Source organism: Acidisoma sp. 7E03 (assembly GCF_054665075.1).
On sequence record NZ_BAAFHE010000001.1, the window covers coordinates 239535 to 256242 of the forward strand.

Genomic DNA, 16708 nt, shown 5'->3' on the forward strand with positions numbered 1-16708 from the left:
GGCCTGCGCTCAGGCCGCTGGCATGGCCAGCAGATCGATCCTTTTCGCGGCGGGAACATACGGGGCGCGGCGATAGGTGCGGCTTGCCGCTTCCCTGACGTCCGATAGCGCCGTGAAGAGTTGGCCGTCCATTTCCTTCAAGCGGGAATCGACCCCGACGAAGCGGTAGCGGTCCCCATAGCGGGCGGCGGCACCGACGAATATTCCGTCGATCTCGATGACGTGGGACTGTTTCACCGTAGTCTCCTGGCGAAGTCTGAGGCTGCCCGCGGCTCCCTTTTCTGGGCTGCCACGGTCAGCTGGGCTCTAATGGAATTGGGGGGCGCCGGAAAGAAAACTATTTGTGACCAGTGATCTATAACACTGATTTAATGTCACATTTGAGCTATGACACGACAACTCTCGTGAGCGTCGGTCGGTCACGGACCCTGCGTTACGCACGGTCATCCGGGTCGCCGATCCTGCGCGGCGGGCGCACCCCGCGACGGGCTTGCGCGTCGCTCAAATTGTCTGCATGCCCGTGCCGTCAATACACCGATCCTCGCATGGCCGACAGGCCGGGCGCTCGTATGTCACCCCACTGTCACCGGCCCATAGATCACAATGCTGGTTAAAAAGAGCTTCAGCATCGCCGGCCATCGCACCTCCGTCGCCCTCGAACCGGAATTCTGGGCGGTGCTGGAGCAGGCGGCGCGCGTGCGGGACGAACCGCTCGCCGCCTTGGTGATGGGGGTGGATGCCGCACGGGCGCCGGAACGGCCGCTCGCCTCAGCTCTCCGACTGCGCGCCCTGCAAGAGGCTCAGTCGGGTCTGATCACCGAGGGGTAGCGACGGCGGTCGGAACCGGGGCCGGCGCGCGCACCAGCCAGGCGGAGGGCTTGGCGACGGGCCCCTGCAGCACCGCCGTCATCGCATCCGCGCCGCCTGCCGGCTGCAGGGTGAGATCGAGATTGCATACCCCGCGCACGAGATCGATCTGCCCCTTCGCTGCCATGTGGCCGGCCTGCCCCGTCAGGTCGAAAGCATCGACCGAGAGATCCCCCTGCGCGATCGACAGGCTGCCGCGCATCGTGTCGAAGGGCGTCGTGCCGGAAAACAGCGCAGTGTCGTGAATGCGCGCCTTGAGGTCACCCGCCGTCGTCGCGGCAAGGGCGCGTTGCTCCTCCGTGACCTGCGCTAGGCGGATGCCGGAGAGCGTGCCCTGCCCCGCCGTGAACCCGGCTTTGCCCGTCAGGCTGGCAAGCCAGGAGGCGAGGCTGTAGCCCTGCGTCCGCAGTTGCGCCTGCGCATCGAACTCTCCGGCCGTGACGGGCACCGGCAGCCAGTCGGCAAGGCTGCGTGCGCCGACGTCTCCATGCATGGCAAGGCTCGCGCCCGCAAGGCCGAGATCGGCCGAAAGGGTCGGCGGTGTGCCGCTTTCGAGCTTCATCGTGCCGAACAGCGTGCCGCCGGAAAACTCGGCCCGCTCGATGGCGAGCCGCAGCACGCCGCCCGTCACGTCGGCATAGGCGCCGACCTTCTGCACCAGCGGCGTCAGGCCCTGGGTGATGCGCCCGACCTTGAGGGAGAGCCCCGCCTGCCAGCCCCCGATTAGCCCGAGCGGCAGCGGGTCGTTCAGCGTCAGCGCGGGCCAGGGCAGCGTGTCCAAGGTCAGTGCGCCAAGGATTTTCCGCTCCTCCGGCGGCCGTGCGTGGGCGAGCGCGAGCCGCCCGCTGCCGTGCAGCAGGCCGAGGCTGAAGGTAAGCGGGGAGACCGACCAGCCGGCGTGGTCGGCCGTCGCATCGGCCACGACCGAGAGCGATCCCTCCCCGAGCCAAGTGCCGGATTGCCCATAGCCGAGCTGGGTGAGCAGACGCCGCGCGCTCGGGTGCTGCACCGTCAGCACGCCGGTCCAGCCGCCCTTTTGCATGTCGAGCACAGGCTGTGCGGAGAATGCGAGATCGCCCAGCGTGCCCTGCACGGACAGCGCGAGCGCATTCGGCGGCCCGGCGGCCGTCAGGCTGGCTGCGAGCGGCGCCTGCCAGAAGCTCGGATCGAAACTGCTGAGCGGCCGCGGCAGCAGGGAAGCGAGCGGGCTCGCATGCGGGGCGGCCAGCACGACGCGGGCGTCGCGCACGGTGCCCTTGGGGTCCAGTGCGCCAGCCGCGAGAATCTGCATGCCGCCATATTGGCCGGCGAACTGCCGGAGATTGAGACCTTTCGTGCCCAGATCGGCGTCGACCACGGCATGGTCGATCCGGGCACCACCGAGCCAGAGCTGCTGTGCCGAGAGCTGTAGATCGGCCGCGGTGCCGGACAGCGCCTGGGCCAGTTCGGCCGGCTTCGGCAGGCTCGAGAGCCAGGCCGGCGGCAGCCATTGGGTGAGATCGATGCGGCCGAAGGAGAGGCCTGCCGAAATGCGCGCCGAGTTCCCCCGGCTGAGCACGAGGCCGCCCGTCACCGTCGTATCGTTCACCTGGCCCTCGATCCCGGTCAGCGCCACCCGCGCCGGATCGGCATTCACCTTGGCGTCGAGCGCCAGCGTGTCGAGACCGAGCAGCGCGCCCGTGAGATCGGGCAGGAATTTCGCCTCCGTCAGCCAATGCAGGGTGACGAGCGGGGTCGGCAGGTCGAGCTTGATCCGCCCGCTGAAGGCCGCGGCGCCCGGGTCGTAGAGACCAGCCAGCGTCAAGGCCGCTTCGCCGGGCAGCGTCGCCTGCAGGGCATCGACGCGCAGCCGCCGCGCCGAGGTCTGCAGCTTCACGCCGAAATGGCGCAGCAGCCCGTCGCCGTAGACCGCCGCATCCGCCTCGAGATCGAGCGCCATCGGCACGGCGGCGGCGCTGCTCTTAGGAAAGGCGGCGAGCCAGGGGCCAAGATCGAGTAGCGGCGTGTGCAGGCTGACGGTGAGGTTCGGCTTGTCCAGGCTCGCCGCCCGGCTCGGGGTCAGCCGCAGCTTGGCCTTGCCGGCCGCCGGCATCGTGCCAAGGGTTAGATGCAAGTCGGTCAGACGCAGCTGGCGGCCATCCGCCTGCAGCGCGCCCGTCGCATCGAAGGGCTGTGCCGGCGCCGGGAAGAACCGCGCGAGATCGCTGCCATGGGCGGTGAACTGCCCGTCGATCAGCCCATCCGTCGTCATGCGGCCGCGGAAATCGACGGTGCTCGACGCATTGCCCGGGTTCTGCAGCGCGATGCGCAGCGGCGCGGCGCCGTCCGACCCGGTCCAGGACAAGGCGAGATTCGCCTTCCAAGGCATGCCGCCGGCCTGCGCCGTACCGTCGATGGCGAGGGCCGTGTCCGCCCCGCCGGTGACGACGCTGACATCGGCATCGGTGACGCGCAGCGCGCCGATGGAGAAGGTGCCGTTGCTGATGTCGGCCGAAAGCGCGGCGAGCCAGGGCGGCGGCTCGATGGACAGCGGGCCGCCCGGCACCGGCCAGGGCAATTGCACGTCGGGATGATCGAGCACGAGATGCGTGACGGCGATCCGGCCGGTCAGCAGGGCGCCGAGCGACAGGTTGAGTGTCAGCGTGTCGGCGGTCATGTGCAGGCTGTCCGCATCGTCCCGCACTTCCACCTTCTCGGCGGTGATCGAGGGCTGGGGCAGCAGGCTGAGATGGATCGCGCCGTCGATGTCCACGTCGCGGCCGATGAGCTCGCTCGCGACCGCGGCGACAGCCCCGCGATGGGCACTCCAGTCGAGCAGGCGGGGGCCGATCCAGAGCAGCCCGACCAGCAGGACGAGAGCGCAGACCAGCACCGGCAGCAGCGGCCGGGGCCGACGCCGCCGTCGTTCAGGGACTCTGCGCGGGGCTCTCACCGTGCCGCCGCCTCCGCCGCCCGGCCATCGAGGCCGCGATGGCACACCCGGCCCTTCCCTGCGGTCCCCGCCTCCCGGCTGGGCTCGGTTTTCCGTTTCATCGTCATCTGTGTCCGAACTGTCGCCGCTCCGTGCCTTCGGCCCGGCCGGGCGCCGCGCAGAGCCTGTCGTCATACCGGCCCGAAGCCGCGACGAACAGGCGGTTGTTGCCCTTTCCGCCCCCTGCACCTGCGCAAATCGACGTAAACGGCGGCACGCGCTGCGCCTTCGCCTCCCGCCTGCTTGTGATATCGCCCTGGGCGCCGGGTCGTGTTAAAGCCGGGTCATGCTATGGGGAAAGATCATCGGCGGCGTCGCTGGCTTCGCCGTCGGGGGTCCGGCTGGCGCGGTGATGGGCGCAGCCTTGGGGCATGCCGCAGACAGCGGTGCCCTGCCGCAGATTCGCCGCGGCCTGAAGGGCGTGTTGCCCAATGGCGGTTCCGCGCCGCTCAATTCCGCCCGCCTCGCCGCCATGCTGGGCCAGCGTGACCAGCTCTTCGCCATCGCCGCCGTCAGCCTGTCGGCCAAGCTCGCCAAATGCGACGGGCCGGTGAACCGGCAGGAGATCGACGCCTTCAAGCGCAGCTTCCACGTCCCGCCGCAGAACGTACCGCTGATCGGCCGCCTCTTCGACGAGGCGCGGCAGACCGCCCAGGGCTTCGAGCCCTTCGCCGACGAACTCGCCCTCGCCTTCGAAGCGGATAATCGCGTGCTGTTGGAAGAGGTGCTGCGCGCCCTCTTCGTCATCGCCCGGGCGGACGGCCCGGTGAATGCGGCCGAGACACGCTTCCTGCAGGAGGTGCATCGCCGTCTGCGGCTCGACCGCATGGCCTGGGACCAGGCTATGGCAGGCGAACAGCGGGCGCGGGCGACCGATGACGGCGACCCCTATGCCGAACTCGGCCTGACGCGGAGCGCAAGCAACGATCAGTTGCGCGAGGCGCGGAAGCGGCTGATGCGGGAGAACCATCCGGACAGTCTGGCCGCCCGCGGCGTGCCACCGGAATTCGTGGCCCGCGCGACGGAACGCGCCGCACGGGTAAATGCGGCCTGGGACCGCATCAAGCGCGAACGCGGGCTGTGACGCCGCGCGCCGCGCTTCGGCGGGTTCGTCAGAACCCGCCCATCATCGACCGCACGTAGAGTTCCGCGATCAGGCGCTGCAGCGCGCCGAGCAGGAGAATCGCGATCAGCGGGCTGATATCGATATTGCCGAGATAAGGGATGACGCGGCGAATCGGATTGAGGATCGGCGCCGTCACCCGGTCGAGGAAATCCATCACCGTCCAGACGATGCGATTGCGCGTGTCGACCACGCCGAAGGATGCGAGCGTGCTCAGCACCGCGGCGATGATGATGGCCCAGATATAGAGGCTGATCACCTTTTCGATCAGCCAGAAGAGAGCGTTCATAAGGTCCTTTTTCCTTCCGGCGCCGGCGGACCCTACCGGGCCGCCAGGAGCCATGCAACCGACGGCCAGGGGGGTCCGCTTGACATCACGGCTCATCCCCCGCATTAACCCGCCCACGGGAACGGGGCTGTAGCTCAGCTGGGAGAGCGCGTCGTTCGCAATGACGAGGTCAGGGGTTCGATCCCCCTCAGCTCCACCATTCCCGATCTTCCTTTAACAATATTATCAGATCTTTGACGCGCGATGCTGCGTGGCCACCTCAAGATTTGGCCATGATCGCGCCATATCCTCGTCACGTCGCCCCGGTCATCTTTGCCGTATGGAACAGCGCGACGAGACTATTCCCGGACAGAAAGCTCTGGCCGCCGCCGCCACGGTCGCCGAGAGCTACTTGACCCAGCCCGGCAAGGGCGGAGAGACGCCGCACGCAGCCCGTTTCGAGTGGCAGGCGGTACTGCTCCGCTACCTGCCGGACCCACGGGGCCCGCAACACGCCGTCAAGCGCTTCGGGCTCCGCTGAGCCCTGCGGTCTCCTCACGGCGTCACTCAGAAATCGGCAATCCTTCCTTGATAAGACAGACGGGCCTTCCCGGACCTCGTTCCGGAAGCTAAACTGTTTTCGGTAGCGTCTACTTCATGGGATGGCTTCGGCCCGGTGACACGGCCGGAGAGGAAGGGGTCTGCGTGATTGAGAGGAACACGATCGTCGCCCTTCTGCTCGACATGTTCACCTCCGCCCCCGTGCCGATCTGCATCTCCCTGGCCGGCCCCAATTCCCGCTACCTCCAGGTGAACGACGCCTATCTCGCGCTCGTCGGCCGCACCTGGGAGGAGCTGCGCGAACAGGATCTGGTCGCGTCCGGTGCCGCCGTGCCGAGCCCCGAGCGCGAACGCCGCATGCGGCTTCTGGAAGAGCATGGAAGCTACTCCCAGGAGGAAGCGACCATCCGCCATGCGGATGGCCGGCTGTTCTACTGTCTCATCTCCGCCCGCCGCGCGACCGTCGACGGGGAGAGTTACGATGTCGAGATTTTCCTCGACATCACCGAACGCAAGCGGCTGGAGCGGGAGCTCGAATCCTATCTCCGCCACGGCACCACCGGCTGACGGAGGGGCCGGCGGCTCATCGTCCCTGCTTGACCCGGACAGGACCGGCCGCTCTGCTCGGCGGCAGATGCGACCGGAGAAGGTGGCGGCAGGTGGACAGGTCCGAGCTGACGGAGCACATGCGGCGCAGCGAAGCAGTGACGGACATCCGCTTCGCGCAGAGCGACTGGGCGGACCTGGACTGCGAAGGCGCGCAGTTCCGCGACTGTGTCTTCGGCGAAGCGCAGTTTGCCGGGACGCATTTTTCGGATGCCCACTTCACGCGGTGCCGATTCCCGAAGGCGCGTTTCGCCCAAGCCGTGCTCACGGGCGCGCACTTTGCCGAATGCAGCTTCGCCGCCCCCGACCAGGCGATGGGCGGCCCGGCTTTTTTCATGAGCGACTTGCGGCAGGCCAGGTTCACCGCCTGCGACCTGTCCTTCGCACGGTTCGAGCGGTCGGATCTCTACGCGATCGTCTTCGACCAGTGCCAGCTGCGCGGCGCGCGATTCGCCCAGGTCGATTTCAGCCACGCCTTCGGCCGCAAACGGGTCCAGACCCAGGCGACGTTCCGGCATTGCGGTCTCGAGCTCGCCGATCTGGCCGAAGCGTCACTCCCCGGCGCGGATTTCACCGGCAGCCGGCTGCGGGAGACGGACCTCTCCGCCGCCCAGCTGTCAGGCGCCACGTTCCGGGATGCCGACCTGTTCCAGGCCGTGCTGGATGGAGCGGCGCTGGATGGTGCGGAGCTGTGCGGCGCCGAGATCAGCGGGCTCCGGCTGCTCAGCCTCGCGCGCTTCGCCGGGCTGAAGATCACCCAGAGCCAGCAGCATGTTCTCCTGGACGGCCTCGGCATCGACGTCCTGCCCGAGCCCTGATAGCCAGGATCGTCGCGAGGCGCGGAGCACATCATGGAAGGCTTCTGGCAGGATTTCGCGGCGGCGCGCGCCCCCGGGCCGCCCTACGGGGACCGCTACACGGTCGCGATCGGCACCCGGCTGCTGGATCTGCCGATTCGGCCGCTGCCCCAGCCGGGCCGCGCCGTCGCCTCTCTCATCGCCAACCAGGCGAGTTTCACCGTCCTCGACGCGCTGACGGCTGAGATGCTCCCGCTGGCGCGTGGCTTCGCCCCCGATGTCGTCGTCGGCCTGCCGACCCTCGGCCTCGCCTTCGCACCCACCCTCGCCCGCCTGCTCGACCACGGCCATTTCGTGCCGCTCGGCTATTCCCGCAAGTTTTGGTACGAGGACGGGCTCTCGGTGCCCATCCGCTCCATCACCTCCCCGGATGCGGCCAAGCGTCTCTACCTCGACCCGCTGATCCTGCCGCGCCTCGCCGGGAAGCGCGTCTTGATCGTGGATGACGTGGCGAGCACCGGCCGCTCGCTCCAGGCCGCGCGCACCCTGATGCAGAGTGCCGGTGTCAACGTGGCAGGCGCCGTCGTCGCCATGCGCCAGGGCGACGCGGACCCTGCGCAAGATCCCTTCCCCATCGCCCATGTCTTCGCGACCCCGCGCTTCACCCGCCGGGCGGATGGCTGGTGGCCGGAGAATCAGGGCTGAGGCAGGTGGCAGACGGCCTCGATGTTGTGGCCGTCCGGATCGAGCACGAAGGCGCCATAGTAGTCTGCATGGTAGTGGGGACGCAGGCCGGGGGCGCCATGGTCCCGGCCACCGGCCGCGAGGGCGGCGGCGTGGAAGCGGTCCACCGTCGTGCGGTCGGCGACGGTGAAGGCGACATGCGTCCCGGTGAGCGGTCCCGGTTTGAGACCGATCCAGAAGAAGGCTTTCTCGCGATCGCCAAAGCCCGCGTAATCGGCCCCGTCGCTCGCCATTTCGGCGAGGCCCAGCGGCGCCAGCGCTGCCGTATAGAAGGCCCGCGCCCGGGCCAGATCGGTGACCCCGATCGTCACATGGTCGAGCATCTCCGCCCTCCCCTCGATGGAAGACGGGAGGCTAGCACGGAGGCACCGCAGGGATCTGCCAAGTTTCGATGGACGCGCCCCTTCCATCGTCACCCGCTGTGGCGCCCAAACGACGTCGGGGCGCCCGAGGGGGTAGGTGCCCGGCACAAGGCCGGGCACGACGATTCTAAGGAGAGCTTCCCTTAGACCCAGCCCAGCTCGATGGGGGCGTGGCAACCGAGCCGCGCTGACGCCGCTGCCGCCGGCTCAGTCCTTCAGGCGCTCGATCTTCGCGCCGACGGCCGAGAGCTTGCCCTCGACATCCTCATAGCCGCGGTCGAGGTGGTAGACGCGGCTGACGATGGTCTCTCCCTTCGCGGCAAGCCCGGCGAGGATGAGGGAGGAGGAGGCCCGCAGGTCCGTCGCCATCACCGGCGCGCCGGTCAGCTGCGGCACGCCCCGCACGATCGCGGAGGCCCCGTGCACGTTTACCCGCGCGCCCATGCGGGTCAGTTCCGAGACGTGCATGAAGCGGTTCTCGAAGATCGATTCGGTGATCATCGAGGCGCCTTCGGCCACCGTCATCAGGGCCATGAACTGGGCCTGCATGTCGGTCGGGAAGCCGGGATAGGGTTCCGTCATCACGTCCGCACCGTGCAGCCCGTTGCGGCGCTGCACGCGGATGCCGTCCGGCGTTTCCTCGACGGCGATGCCCGCCTCTTCCAGCACACGGGTGACGGCGCCGAGATGATCGAGCCGCGCATCCCGCAGCAGCACCTCGCCGCCAGCAATGGCTACTGCGCAAGCATAGGTGCCGGTCTCGATCCGGTCGGGGATGATGGCATGGGTCGCGCCATGCAGGCGCTCCACGCCCTCCACCACCAGCTCGCCCGTGCCGATGCCCGAGATGCGGGCGCCCATGGCGGTCAGGCAGTGGCAGAGGTCGATGATCTCGGGTTCGCGCGCCGCGTTGCGCAGCACCGTCTGGCCATCCGCGAGGCTCGCCGCCATCAGCAGGTTCTCGGTGGCGCCGACGGAGACCATGGGGAAGATGATGGTGGCACCCTTGAGCCGGCCCGGGACCTTCGCCACGACGTAGCCGCCTTCGAGCGCGATCTCGGCGCCCATCTGCTCGAGCCCCCGCAGATGCAGATCGACCGGGCGGGTGCCGATGGCACAGCCCCCGGGCAGCGACACCCGCGCCTCGCCGCAGCGCGCGAGCAGCGGCCCGAGCACGAGGATGGAGGCGCGCATCTTGCGCACGATGTCGTACGGCGCCTCGGTATTGGTGATGGCGCCGCCGAGCGACAGCACGCGGCCTTCGCCATCCGTCTTCTCGACGGCGATACCGTGACCGGCCAGGAGGTCGCCCATGGTCACGATGTCGGCGAGGCGCGGCACGCGCGTCAGCACCAGCCGCTCGTCCGTCAGCAGGCCCGCGGCCATCAGGGGAAGGGCGGCATTCTTCGCGCCGCCGATGGGAATCTCGCCGTGCAGCGGCTGCCCGCCCACGATCCGGATGCGATCCATCGCTCTGTCAGTCCGGCTGGGTCAGCTCACATGCGCGGAAGCGCGACGCCGCGCTGCCCCATGTATTTGCCGGCCTTGTCGGCATAGCTGACTTCGGGCGCGCCTTCCCCACGCAGGAAGAGGAACTGGCAGATCCCCTCGCCCGCGTAGATCTTGGCCGGCAGCGGCGTGGTGTTGCTGATCTCGATCGTCACCTGGCCTTCCCACTCCGGCTCCAGCGGCGTCACGTTCACGATGATGCCGCAGCGCGCATAGGTGGACTTGCCGAGGCAGATCACCAGCACATCGCGCGGGATGCGGAAGTATTCCACCGTATGGGCGAGCGCGAAGCTGTTGGGCGGGATGATGCAGACCGGCGTCTTGCGATCCACGAAGCTCGACGGGTTGAAGGCCTTGGGGTCCACCACCGCCGAATCGACGTTGGTGAAGATCTTGAAGTCGTCCGCAACCCGCGCGTCATAGCCAAAGGAGGATAGGCCGTAGCTGACGATGCCGTCGCGCTTCTGGGTCTCGACGAAGGGATCGATCATCCCCTTTTCGGTGGCCAGGCGGCGAATCTCGTGATCGGGCAGAACGGGCATAGGGCGGGACTCCGGCGGGACTCGAAGGGCTCAGGCCACGCGGCCCGACGCTCCCTCTAGCTCACTCTGAAATATCTTGAAACAACTTGTGGGTGAGGTTGGGCGCGGCCGCATCCGTCTCCGGCGCCTCCTCGCGGCCGCGTTCCTGCGCCTTGCGGCGGCGCAGATTGGCGCGCAGCGCCGCGGCCCTGCGCGCCTCGCGTTCGGCCTGAGCGGCGCGCGCCGCTTCCCCCAGACGGGGCTTGGGTTTGTTCGCGTCTTCCACGCCGCCGATGTGAAGCGGCCGCCTGGCGATGTCAATTTTCTTGAAAGCCTGCCCCTTCCCGCCGCGTGTTTTTGTCGCCAGCCCAGGAGAGCGTGGCATAGGCTTCTCCGAAACGAGGAGGCGGAGCGCGGTGCAGGAACACGAGTACGCGGCGGAACTGGCGAAGCTCGAGCATCGGGAGGGCGGCTACAAGCATGGCTTGAGCAATCGTCAGATCCAGATGATCGCGATCGGCGGCGCGATCGGCACCGGCCTGTTCCTAGGCGCCGGGGCGCGCCTCCAGATGGCGGGGCCGGCCCTCGCCCTGGTCTATCTCGCCTGCGGCATCATCGCCTTCCTCATCCTCCGTGCGCTGGGCGAACTCGTGATGCATCGCCCGACCTCGGGCAGCTTCGTCTCCTATGCACGGGAGTTTCTCGGCGAGCGCGCCTCCTACGTCGCGGGTTGGCTCTACTTCCTCAACTGGGCGATGACCGGCATCGTCGATATCACCGCCGTCGCCCTCTACATGCATTACTGGCCGGTCTTCGGGCCCGTGCCGCAATGGGTCTTCGCGCTCATCGCCCTCGTCGTCGTCACCGGCACCAACCTCGTCGGCGTCCGCTGGTTCGGCGAGATGGAGTTCTGGTTCGCCATCCTCAAGGTGGCGGCCCTCGTCCTCTTCCTGATCTTCGCGCTCGTGGTGCTCGGCACCGGCATGAAGGTCGGCGACCATCATGCGGGCTTCGCCATGATCTCCCACAATGGCGGCGTCTTTCCCCACGGTCTGCTGCCGGCGATCGTCATGACCCAGGGGGTGATCTTCGCCTATGCCGGGGTCGAGATCCTGGGCGTCGCCGCGGGGGAGACTCAGGATGCGCGGCGCGTGCTGCCACGCGCCATCAACAGCGTCATCTGGCGCATCGCGATCTTCTACGTGGGCTCCGTCGTGCTGCTGGTGCTGCTGCTGCCCTGGTCCGCCTATCGCGCCGGGCAGAGCCCCTTCGTCACCTTCTTCCACACCTTCGGCATCAGCGGCACCGGCAGCGTGATGAACGTCATCGTCATCACCGCCGCCCTCTCCAGCCTCAATTCCGGCCTCTATTCCACGGGCCGCGTGCTGCGCTCCCTCGCCATCGGCGGCTCCGCGCCGCCGATGCTCGCAAAGCTCAACAGCCACGCCATCCCCTATTACGGCATCATCGTCACCGTGAGCGTGTACCTCGTAGGCGTGGTGCTGAACTACCTGGTGCCGAGCGAGGTCTTCGAACTGGTCCTGAACGTCGCCTCCCTCGGCGTGCTCAGCACCTGGGCCTTCATTCTGCTCTGCCAGATGCGGCTGCGCCGGCTTGTGCACCGCGGCGTGGTGCCACCCGTCGCCTTCCGTATGCCTTGGGCACCGGTGACCTCCTGGATCGCCCTGCTCTTCCTTGCCGCCGTTCTGGTGCTGATGGCCTTCGACTGGCCCGACGGCACGGTGACGGTCGCCGCCATTCCGGTCATCGCCGTCATCCTCGCCATCGGCTGGGTGCTGCTGCGACGCCGCGCAGAGGTGATGAGTTCCACCTTGCCCTCGGCGACGCTGACGCGCCGCGTCTTCGATCCGGATGGGCGACGGTGAGAGGGAAGACCCGCGGATTGGGGGGTTGCGCGGCAGCGGGCGACCCCCTATGAAGCGCGCCACACGCCGTGGCGCGCTGCTGTAGCTCAGTGGTAGAGCACTCCCTTGGTAAGGGAGAGGTCGAGAGTTCAATCCCCTCCAGCAGCACCATTCCTGATCGGGCCTGATCCTTCAGCCCGGATCTTCTCGCAGCCGCCGCACCTCCCATCTCCCGGTCATGCTGCGTGTGCTGGCGGTCCTCGCCCTTCTTCTCGGCCTGCCCGCCCTCGCCTTCTGGCGCGGCTGGGTGCCAGCCCCCTACAATCCGTTTCGCCCATTGGACGTGGCCGCTCCCCTCACCGTCGTGACGCCGCTGAAACTGCGCCTGCTCGAGTCCCGGCCCGCACTGTGCCGCGCGGCCCTGGCGCATCTCGCCTTCGCCACCCGGCCGGTGCCGGATACGCATCCGGCCCCAGGCTGCGGCCTGACGGAGGCTGTCCGCTTGTCGCAAGGCGAAAGCCCCGTCGCCCTCGATCCGTCGAGCTTCCTCGCCTCCTGCCCGCTTGCCGTGGAATGGGCGCTCTTTACCCGACAAGTCGTGGAGCCTGCGGCGGAGACCGCGTTCGGGCAGCGTGTTGCCGCCCTTCACCATCTCGGCAGCTACAACTGCCGCAACGTCCGGGACGGGCAGGACAGGTCGGCGCATGCGACGGCGGAGGCCATCGATTTCTCGGGCGTCACCCTCGCCAGCGGCCGGAAGCTCATGGTCAAGGACTGGAGCAAGGGCGGTGAGGACGGCGCCTTCCTGCACCGGTTGCGGAACGGTGCCTGCCGGATCTTCGGCCTCGTCCTGTCCCCGGACTTCAACGCCGACCACGCGAGCCATCTGCATTTGCAAGCGACCGGCTGGGGCTTCTGCCACTGATGGACGGTCAGCAGCCGCGTTTCAGCCTGCTTGCCGATGGTCAGGCTTTTCGATGATGCTGTGTCTCGCGGAGGGCGTCGTAGCCAGGCGTCAGCCGCCGTACTCGGCGTCCGAGACGTGCTCCATCCAGTCGACGGGGCTGCCGTTCAGCTTCTCCTGAATGGCGATGTGGCTCATGGCGGTGGCGGCCGTCGCGCCATGCCAGTGCTTCTCACCCGGCGGAATCCACACCACGTCGCCCGGCCGGATGGTCTCGCGCGGACCGCCGAGCCGCTGCACCCAGCCGCAGCCCGCCGTCACGATCAGCGTCTGGCCAAGGGGATGGGTGTGCCAGGCGGTGCGGGCCCCTGGTTCGAAGGTGACGTGGGCCATGGCGACGCGCGCGGGTTCGGTCGGCGCCGCCAGCGGATCGATGCGAACGGTACCAGTGAAATACTCGGCCGGGCCGCGCCCTGAGGGCTGGGCGCCTGCGCGGATGATGTCCATCTCTGTGTCCTTCGCTGCCGGGCCCATCGCCCGCCGTGAAGGTATAGCGCGGAGACCGGCCGCGGGGCAGCGGCCGGTCCCCGCCGCGCACTGAGCTGCAGGCGGTTACGGGGCGGAGGCGACCACCGCAGGCTGCGTCAGATGGCCACAGGCCAGCGCGAAGCCGTGGCCCGTCGGCTGTGCCGGCTGCCAGGGATGCTGCTGATAGCTGAGCCCCACCAGGCTGCCGGTGGCCATGCGGCCGGAATAGAGTTCCGCAGACAGCGCCCGCTCGCGCGCCGCCGCGCAATTGTATTCGACCTGGATCTTGGCGGAGCGTGCCTGCGCCTGGCCTACCGGCTCCGCCTGCGCGAAATTCTGCATCCGCCAGATCACGGCATAGTCGTCCTTGCGGATCACCGACTGGGTGTTGACGAAGCTGGCGTTGCTCGTGCCGGTCGCAATCCAGTGGTCGGGTGCGGGAGCGTCAGCCGCGATGGCGTAGGCGCACCCGAAGCCGCTCAGAACCGTCGCGAGAAGCGCTGCGCGCGAGATGATCATGGCTGCCCTCGGAAAAATAGAACGCTCCGCCGATATAGACTGTCGTGAGGTTCGCAACAGCGGTCCTGTCTCCGCCTCCCGGTCTTGTGACGAAAAGATGGCAAGCCCATGTGGGGCTGGACGGCAGAGGGCCGCATCCTCCCCATAGGCTGCAGCAATTTTCGGGTCCGGGTGGCGTGCCGCCGGGCCGGCGCAAGGAGTGTCCCATGAATAGTGCCTTCTCGAACGGCGACCACGAGGAAGACGATCTCGACCAGTGGTCCAATGCCATCGGGGACGACGATGCGCTGGATCAGCTATGGGAGGCCCTGATCGCCGCGACCGCCGAGGCTGGCCCGAAGGAGATGGAAAGCGTGCTTGGCCGCTACCTCTCCGGCCTCGGCGCCCGCTCCCGCCGCACGACGGAAGGGCTCATTCTGGCAGTGATGGCCGCCACGGCCGGCGATGACGCGAATTGGGAGGACTGGCGCGTCATCCTGCATCGCCATTTCGCGCTGGACGAGCGGATGGAGGTGAGCGTCGCCGCCGCCATCCTCCTTGAATGGCGAAAGACGGAGATCGCACCCGACTGGCACTCCCAGCCGGAGCAGGTCATGGAGCGCGTCCTCGCCTCCTACGTCCGCGACATGCATAGCAGCCTCTCGCTCCTCGACAAGCCCGAGGAGGCGAGCGCCGCGGCCAGTGATCTCGCCATGCTCGCAAGCCAGCTCTTCGACTTCGCGATCGCCCTCGAAGGCGGCCGGCAGGAGGAGTTGCAGAATTCGGCAGAAAGCGCGCGCCTCCTCTCCGACCTCGAGCGCACGCTGGGCGAGCGGGCGGAGGATCAGCCGAAGGCCGTCGCCGCCGATCTCGGCAAGGCGCGGGCCTTGCTCGAAGTGACGATGCGCCAGCTTGAGATCGACGGTGGGGTCGTGCATTAGCGGTCGGCTGACGCGGCGGGTCACCATCCGCCGCGTCACCTCCCTCTGCCCGAAGGATTTCCATGGCCCTGCTCCGCCGGGTCGCCACCGTCGGCGGCTATACGATGATCAGCCGCGTGCTCGGCTTCGTGCGCGAAATCCTCACCGCCTCGGCGCTCGGCGCCGGCGCCACGAGCGACGCCTTCTTCGTGGCCCTGCGCCTGCCCAACCTCTTCCGCACCCTCTTCGCCGAAGGCGCCTTCTCCGCCGCCTTCGTCCCTCTCTTCTCCGGCATGATCGCCAAGGAGGGGCATGAGCCGGCGATGCGCTTCGCGCAGGATACCTTCTCCGGCCTGCTCACCGCGCTGACCGTCTTCCTCATCCTGGGTGAGGTCTTCACGCCCGCCATCCTGCACGTGGTGGCGCCGGGTTTCGACGCCGATCCCGAGCATTTCCGCCTGACCGTGGAACTGACCCGGATCACCTTCCCCTATCTCGCCTTCATCTCCCTCGCCTCCTTCCAGGGCGGGCTGCTCAACGCGGTGGACCGCTTCGCCGCCACCGCCGCGACCTCCATTCTGCTCAACCTCTTCCTCATCGCCGTGTTGCTGCATTACCCGGTGACGGGGCAGTCGCTCTCCTGGGCCGTCACCGCGTCAGGCGTCGCGCAATGCCTGTGGCTCTCCTGGTCATGCCGGCGGGCCGGGCTGAAGCTCGGCTGGCCGCGCCTGCATGTCTCGCCAGAACTTCGCCGGCTGCTGCGCATCATGCTGCCCGGCGTCTTCGGCGCGGGGGCGACGCAGCTCAATCTGATGGTCTCGACCGCCATCGCCTCCCTCGCGCCGACAGGTTCCGTCTCCTACCTCGCCTATGCCGACCGGCTGAACCAGCTGCCCCTCGGCGTCGTCGGCATCGCGGTCGCCACGGCGATCCTGCCCACCCTCTCCCGCCATATTCGCCGCGGAGAAGACAGCGCGGCCCTGCACACGCAGAACCGCGGGCTTGAACTCGCCCTGCTGCTGACACTGCCGGCGGCGGTCGCCCTGATGCTGGAAAGCCATGCCATCCTGCATGTCCTGTTCCAGCGCGGAAAATTCGGGCCGCATCAGGTGGCGGAAGTGGCGCCCACGCTCTCGGCCTATGCCTTCGGCCTGCCCGCCTTCGTGCTGATCAAGGTGGTGGTGACGGATTTTCTCGCCCGGCAGGATACGCTGACGCCGGTGAAGGTCGCGGCTTCCGCCATGGCGCTCAACATCGTGCTGACCATCACCCTCGGCCTCTATTCCGGCCTCGCCCATGTCGGCATCGCGCTCGCGACCGCGATCGCCGGCTGGGCGAATGCCCTGGCGCTGATGGCCCTTTCCGCACGCCGCCGCCAATTCTCGCTCGACGCGCGCAGCCGGCGCAGCCTGCCGCGCATCCTGCTCGCCGCCATCGGCATGGGGGGCTCTCTCGTCTTCATCCAGCAGGCACTTCAGCCGATGCTTGACGCGCCCCATCTTCTCGCGCGTTTGATTGCACTTTCGTCATTGGTTGGCAGCGGCCTCGCAGCCTTTGCCCTGCTAAGCCTCATCCTCGGCGTGGTTCACCCACGCGAACTGAAACGCATGCTGGGGCGGCGGCGCGTCGCTGCCCCCAAGGCCGAAGGCACCGGCTGACCGGGC

Annotated in this window: 19 protein-coding genes and 2 tRNA genes; 12 read left to right on the forward strand and 9 right to left on the reverse strand. The window is 68.2% G+C overall.

Annotated elements, in window-relative coordinates; translation table 11 throughout:
• Positions 1-9: 9 nt before the first annotated feature.
• A complete protein-coding gene (locus tag ACYQ6W_RS01170) occupies positions 10-237 on the reverse strand; it encodes a hypothetical protein (RefSeq protein ID WP_459673033.1) in 228 nt (75 codons plus the stop codon).
• Positions 238-603: 366 nt separating this feature from the next.
• Between ACYQ6W_RS01170 and ACYQ6W_RS01175 the strand changes: the two genes are divergently transcribed.
• The gene (locus ACYQ6W_RS01175) at positions 604-828 is read left to right on the forward strand and encodes a ribbon-helix-helix domain-containing protein (protein ID WP_459673034.1); all 225 of its coding nucleotides are present in this window, start codon (positions 604-606) and stop codon (positions 826-828) included.
• Here the strand turns inward: ACYQ6W_RS01175 and ACYQ6W_RS01180 are convergent.
• Entirely contained in the window at positions 815-3739 is a 2925-nt protein-coding gene (locus ACYQ6W_RS01180; RefSeq protein ID WP_459673036.1) for an AsmA family protein, read from the reverse strand. The genes ACYQ6W_RS01175 and ACYQ6W_RS01180 overlap by 14 nt on opposite strands.
• A 385-nt stretch (positions 3740-4124) precedes the next feature.
• On the opposite strand from ACYQ6W_RS01180, the gene ACYQ6W_RS01185 reads away from it, so the two are divergent.
• Positions 4125-4922, forward strand: a complete 798-nt coding sequence (locus tag ACYQ6W_RS01185) for a TerB family tellurite resistance protein (protein ID WP_459673037.1) — start codon at positions 4125-4127, stop codon at positions 4920-4922.
• Between the two features lie 28 nt (positions 4923-4950).
• Here ACYQ6W_RS01185 and ACYQ6W_RS01190 read toward each other — a convergent pair whose 3' ends face one another.
• Positions 4951-5250: a YggT family protein gene (locus ACYQ6W_RS01190; protein WP_459673039.1), complete on the reverse strand. Its 300-nt coding sequence runs from the start codon at positions 5248-5250 to the stop codon at positions 4951-4953.
• A 123-nt stretch (positions 5251-5373) separates the two neighbouring features.
• Here ACYQ6W_RS01190 and ACYQ6W_RS01195 point away from each other — a divergent pair.
• The 5 genes from ACYQ6W_RS01195 (at position 5374) to ACYQ6W_RS01215 (ending at position 7898) form a co-directional block, all read left to right on the forward strand.
• Positions 5374-5449, forward strand: a tRNA-Ala gene (locus tag ACYQ6W_RS01195).
• Positions 5450-5569: 120 nt separating this feature from the next.
• Positions 5570-5770: a hypothetical protein gene (locus ACYQ6W_RS01200; protein WP_459673041.1), complete on the forward strand. Its 201-nt coding sequence runs from the start codon at positions 5570-5572 to the stop codon at positions 5768-5770.
• A gap of 164 nt (positions 5771-5934) precedes the next feature.
• Positions 5935-6357 (forward strand): PAS domain S-box protein, encoded by a 423-nt coding sequence (locus ACYQ6W_RS01205; RefSeq protein WP_459673042.1) that lies wholly within the window; start codon positions 5935-5937, stop codon positions 6355-6357.
• Positions 6358-6449: 92 nt separating this feature from the next.
• A complete protein-coding gene (locus ACYQ6W_RS01210; RefSeq protein WP_459673043.1) occupies positions 6450-7214 on the forward strand; it encodes a pentapeptide repeat-containing protein in 765 nt (254 codons plus the stop codon).
• 33 nt (positions 7215-7247) lie between these two features.
• Positions 7248-7898 carry a phosphoribosyltransferase gene (locus ACYQ6W_RS01215; protein WP_459673044.1) on the forward strand — a complete coding sequence of 217 codons (651 nt, stop codon included), beginning with the start codon at positions 7248-7250 and terminating at the stop codon, positions 7896-7898.
• Here the strand turns inward: ACYQ6W_RS01215 and ACYQ6W_RS01220 are convergent.
• The 4 genes from ACYQ6W_RS01220 to ACYQ6W_RS01235 all read right to left on the reverse strand — a co-directional run bounded on the left by ACYQ6W_RS01220 (position 7889) and on the right by ACYQ6W_RS01235 (position 10714).
• Positions 7889-8260, reverse strand: a complete 372-nt coding sequence (locus ACYQ6W_RS01220; RefSeq protein ID WP_459673046.1) for a VOC family protein — start codon at positions 8258-8260, stop codon at positions 7889-7891. The two genes, ACYQ6W_RS01215 and ACYQ6W_RS01220, sit on opposite strands and share 10 nt — an antisense overlap.
• Before the next feature lie 246 nt (positions 8261-8506).
• Positions 8507-9769: a UDP-N-acetylglucosamine 1-carboxyvinyltransferase gene (murA, locus tag ACYQ6W_RS01225; protein ID WP_459673047.1), complete on the reverse strand. Its 1263-nt coding sequence runs from the start codon at positions 9767-9769 to the stop codon at positions 8507-8509.
• Between the two features lie 26 nt (positions 9770-9795).
• The gene (gene dcd / locus ACYQ6W_RS01230) at positions 9796-10350 is read right to left on the reverse strand and encodes a dCTP deaminase (RefSeq protein WP_459673048.1); all 555 of its coding nucleotides are present in this window, start codon (positions 10348-10350) and stop codon (positions 9796-9798) included.
• A gap of 61 nt (positions 10351-10411) precedes the next feature.
• On the reverse strand, positions 10412-10714 hold the full coding sequence (locus tag ACYQ6W_RS01235; protein ID WP_459673051.1) for a hypothetical protein: 303 nt from the start codon (positions 10712-10714) through the stop codon (positions 10412-10414).
• A gap of 31 nt (positions 10715-10745) precedes the next feature.
• Between ACYQ6W_RS01235 and ACYQ6W_RS01240 the strand changes: the two genes are divergently transcribed.
• The 3 genes from ACYQ6W_RS01240 to ACYQ6W_RS01250 all read left to right on the forward strand — a co-directional run bounded on the left by ACYQ6W_RS01240 (position 10746) and on the right by ACYQ6W_RS01250 (position 13119).
• Positions 10746-12215, forward strand: a complete 1470-nt coding sequence (locus ACYQ6W_RS01240; protein ID WP_459673052.1) for an amino acid permease — start codon at positions 10746-10748, stop codon at positions 12213-12215.
• A 75-nt stretch (positions 12216-12290) separates the two neighbouring features.
• A tRNA-Thr gene (locus ACYQ6W_RS01245) sits at positions 12291-12365 on the forward strand.
• A 67-nt stretch (positions 12366-12432) separates the two neighbouring features.
• Positions 12433-13119 carry an extensin-like domain-containing protein gene (locus ACYQ6W_RS01250; RefSeq protein ID WP_459673053.1) on the forward strand — a complete coding sequence of 229 codons (687 nt, stop codon included), beginning with the start codon at positions 12433-12435 and terminating at the stop codon, positions 13117-13119.
• 90 nt (positions 13120-13209) lie between these two features.
• On the opposite strand, the gene ACYQ6W_RS01255 is transcribed toward ACYQ6W_RS01250, so the two are convergent.
• Together ACYQ6W_RS01255 and ACYQ6W_RS01260 are read right to left on the reverse strand one after the other, a co-directional pair.
• Positions 13210-13605, reverse strand: coding sequence for a (R)-mandelonitrile lyase (locus ACYQ6W_RS01255; protein WP_459673054.1), 396 nt, complete (start codon positions 13603-13605; stop codon positions 13210-13212).
• Between the two features lie 105 nt (positions 13606-13710).
• Positions 13711-14145 (reverse strand): surface-adhesin E family protein, encoded by a 435-nt coding sequence (locus ACYQ6W_RS01260; protein ID WP_459673055.1) that lies wholly within the window; start codon positions 14143-14145, stop codon positions 13711-13713.
• Positions 14146-14351: 206 nt separating this feature from the next.
• Between ACYQ6W_RS01260 and ACYQ6W_RS01265 the strand changes: the two genes are divergently transcribed.
• Together ACYQ6W_RS01265 and murJ are read left to right on the forward strand one after the other, a co-directional pair.
• Positions 14352-15065, forward strand: coding sequence for a hypothetical protein (locus tag ACYQ6W_RS01265; RefSeq protein ID WP_459673057.1), 714 nt, complete (start codon positions 14352-14354; stop codon positions 15063-15065).
• Between the two features lie 62 nt (positions 15066-15127).
• On the forward strand, positions 15128-16702 hold the full coding sequence (gene murJ, locus ACYQ6W_RS01270) for a murein biosynthesis integral membrane protein MurJ (RefSeq protein WP_459673058.1): 1575 nt from the start codon (positions 15128-15130) through the stop codon (positions 16700-16702).
• Positions 16703-16708 lie beyond the last annotated feature (6 nt).

Excerpts from the sequence above, each read along its gene's own strand:
- murA (WP_459673047.1), bottom strand. The coding sequence starts at position 9,769 with ATGGATCGCATCCGGATCGTGGGCGGGCAGCCGCTGCACGGCGAGATT.
- ACYQ6W_RS01175 (WP_459673034.1), top strand. The coding sequence starts at position 604 with ATGCTGGTTAAAAAGAGCTTCAGCATCGCCGGCCATCGCACCTCCGTC.
- ACYQ6W_RS01215 (WP_459673044.1), top strand. The coding sequence starts at position 7,248 with ATGGAAGGCTTCTGGCAGGATTTCGCGGCGGCGCGCGCCCCCGGGCCG.
- ACYQ6W_RS01200 (WP_459673041.1), top strand. The coding sequence starts at position 5,570 with ATGGAACAGCGCGACGAGACTATTCCCGGACAGAAAGCTCTGGCCGCC.
- ACYQ6W_RS01265 (WP_459673057.1), top strand. The coding sequence starts at position 14,352 with ATGAATAGTGCCTTCTCGAACGGCGACCACGAGGAAGACGATCTCGAC.
- murJ (WP_459673058.1), top strand. The coding sequence starts at position 15,128 with ATGGCCCTGCTCCGCCGGGTCGCCACCGTCGGCGGCTATACGATGATC.
- ACYQ6W_RS01255 (WP_459673054.1), bottom strand. The coding sequence starts at position 13,605 with ATGGACATCATCCGCGCAGGCGCCCAGCCCTCAGGGCGCGGCCCGGCC.
- ACYQ6W_RS01190 (WP_459673039.1), bottom strand. The coding sequence starts at position 5,250 with ATGAACGCTCTCTTCTGGCTGATCGAAAAGGTGATCAGCCTCTATATC.
- ACYQ6W_RS01220 (WP_459673046.1), bottom strand. The coding sequence starts at position 8,260 with ATGCTCGACCATGTGACGATCGGGGTCACCGATCTGGCCCGGGCGCGG.
- ACYQ6W_RS01235 (WP_459673051.1), bottom strand. The coding sequence starts at position 10,714 with ATGCCACGCTCTCCTGGGCTGGCGACAAAAACACGCGGCGGGAAGGGG.
- ACYQ6W_RS01185 (WP_459673037.1), top strand. The coding sequence starts at position 4,125 with ATGCTATGGGGAAAGATCATCGGCGGCGTCGCTGGCTTCGCCGTCGGG.
- ACYQ6W_RS01250 (WP_459673053.1), top strand. The coding sequence starts at position 12,433 with ATGCTGCGTGTGCTGGCGGTCCTCGCCCTTCTTCTCGGCCTGCCCGCC.
- ACYQ6W_RS01260 (WP_459673055.1), bottom strand. The coding sequence starts at position 14,145 with ATGATCATCTCGCGCGCAGCGCTTCTCGCGACGGTTCTGAGCGGCTTC.
- dcd (WP_459673048.1), bottom strand. The coding sequence starts at position 10,350 with ATGCCCGTTCTGCCCGATCACGAGATTCGCCGCCTGGCCACCGAAAAG.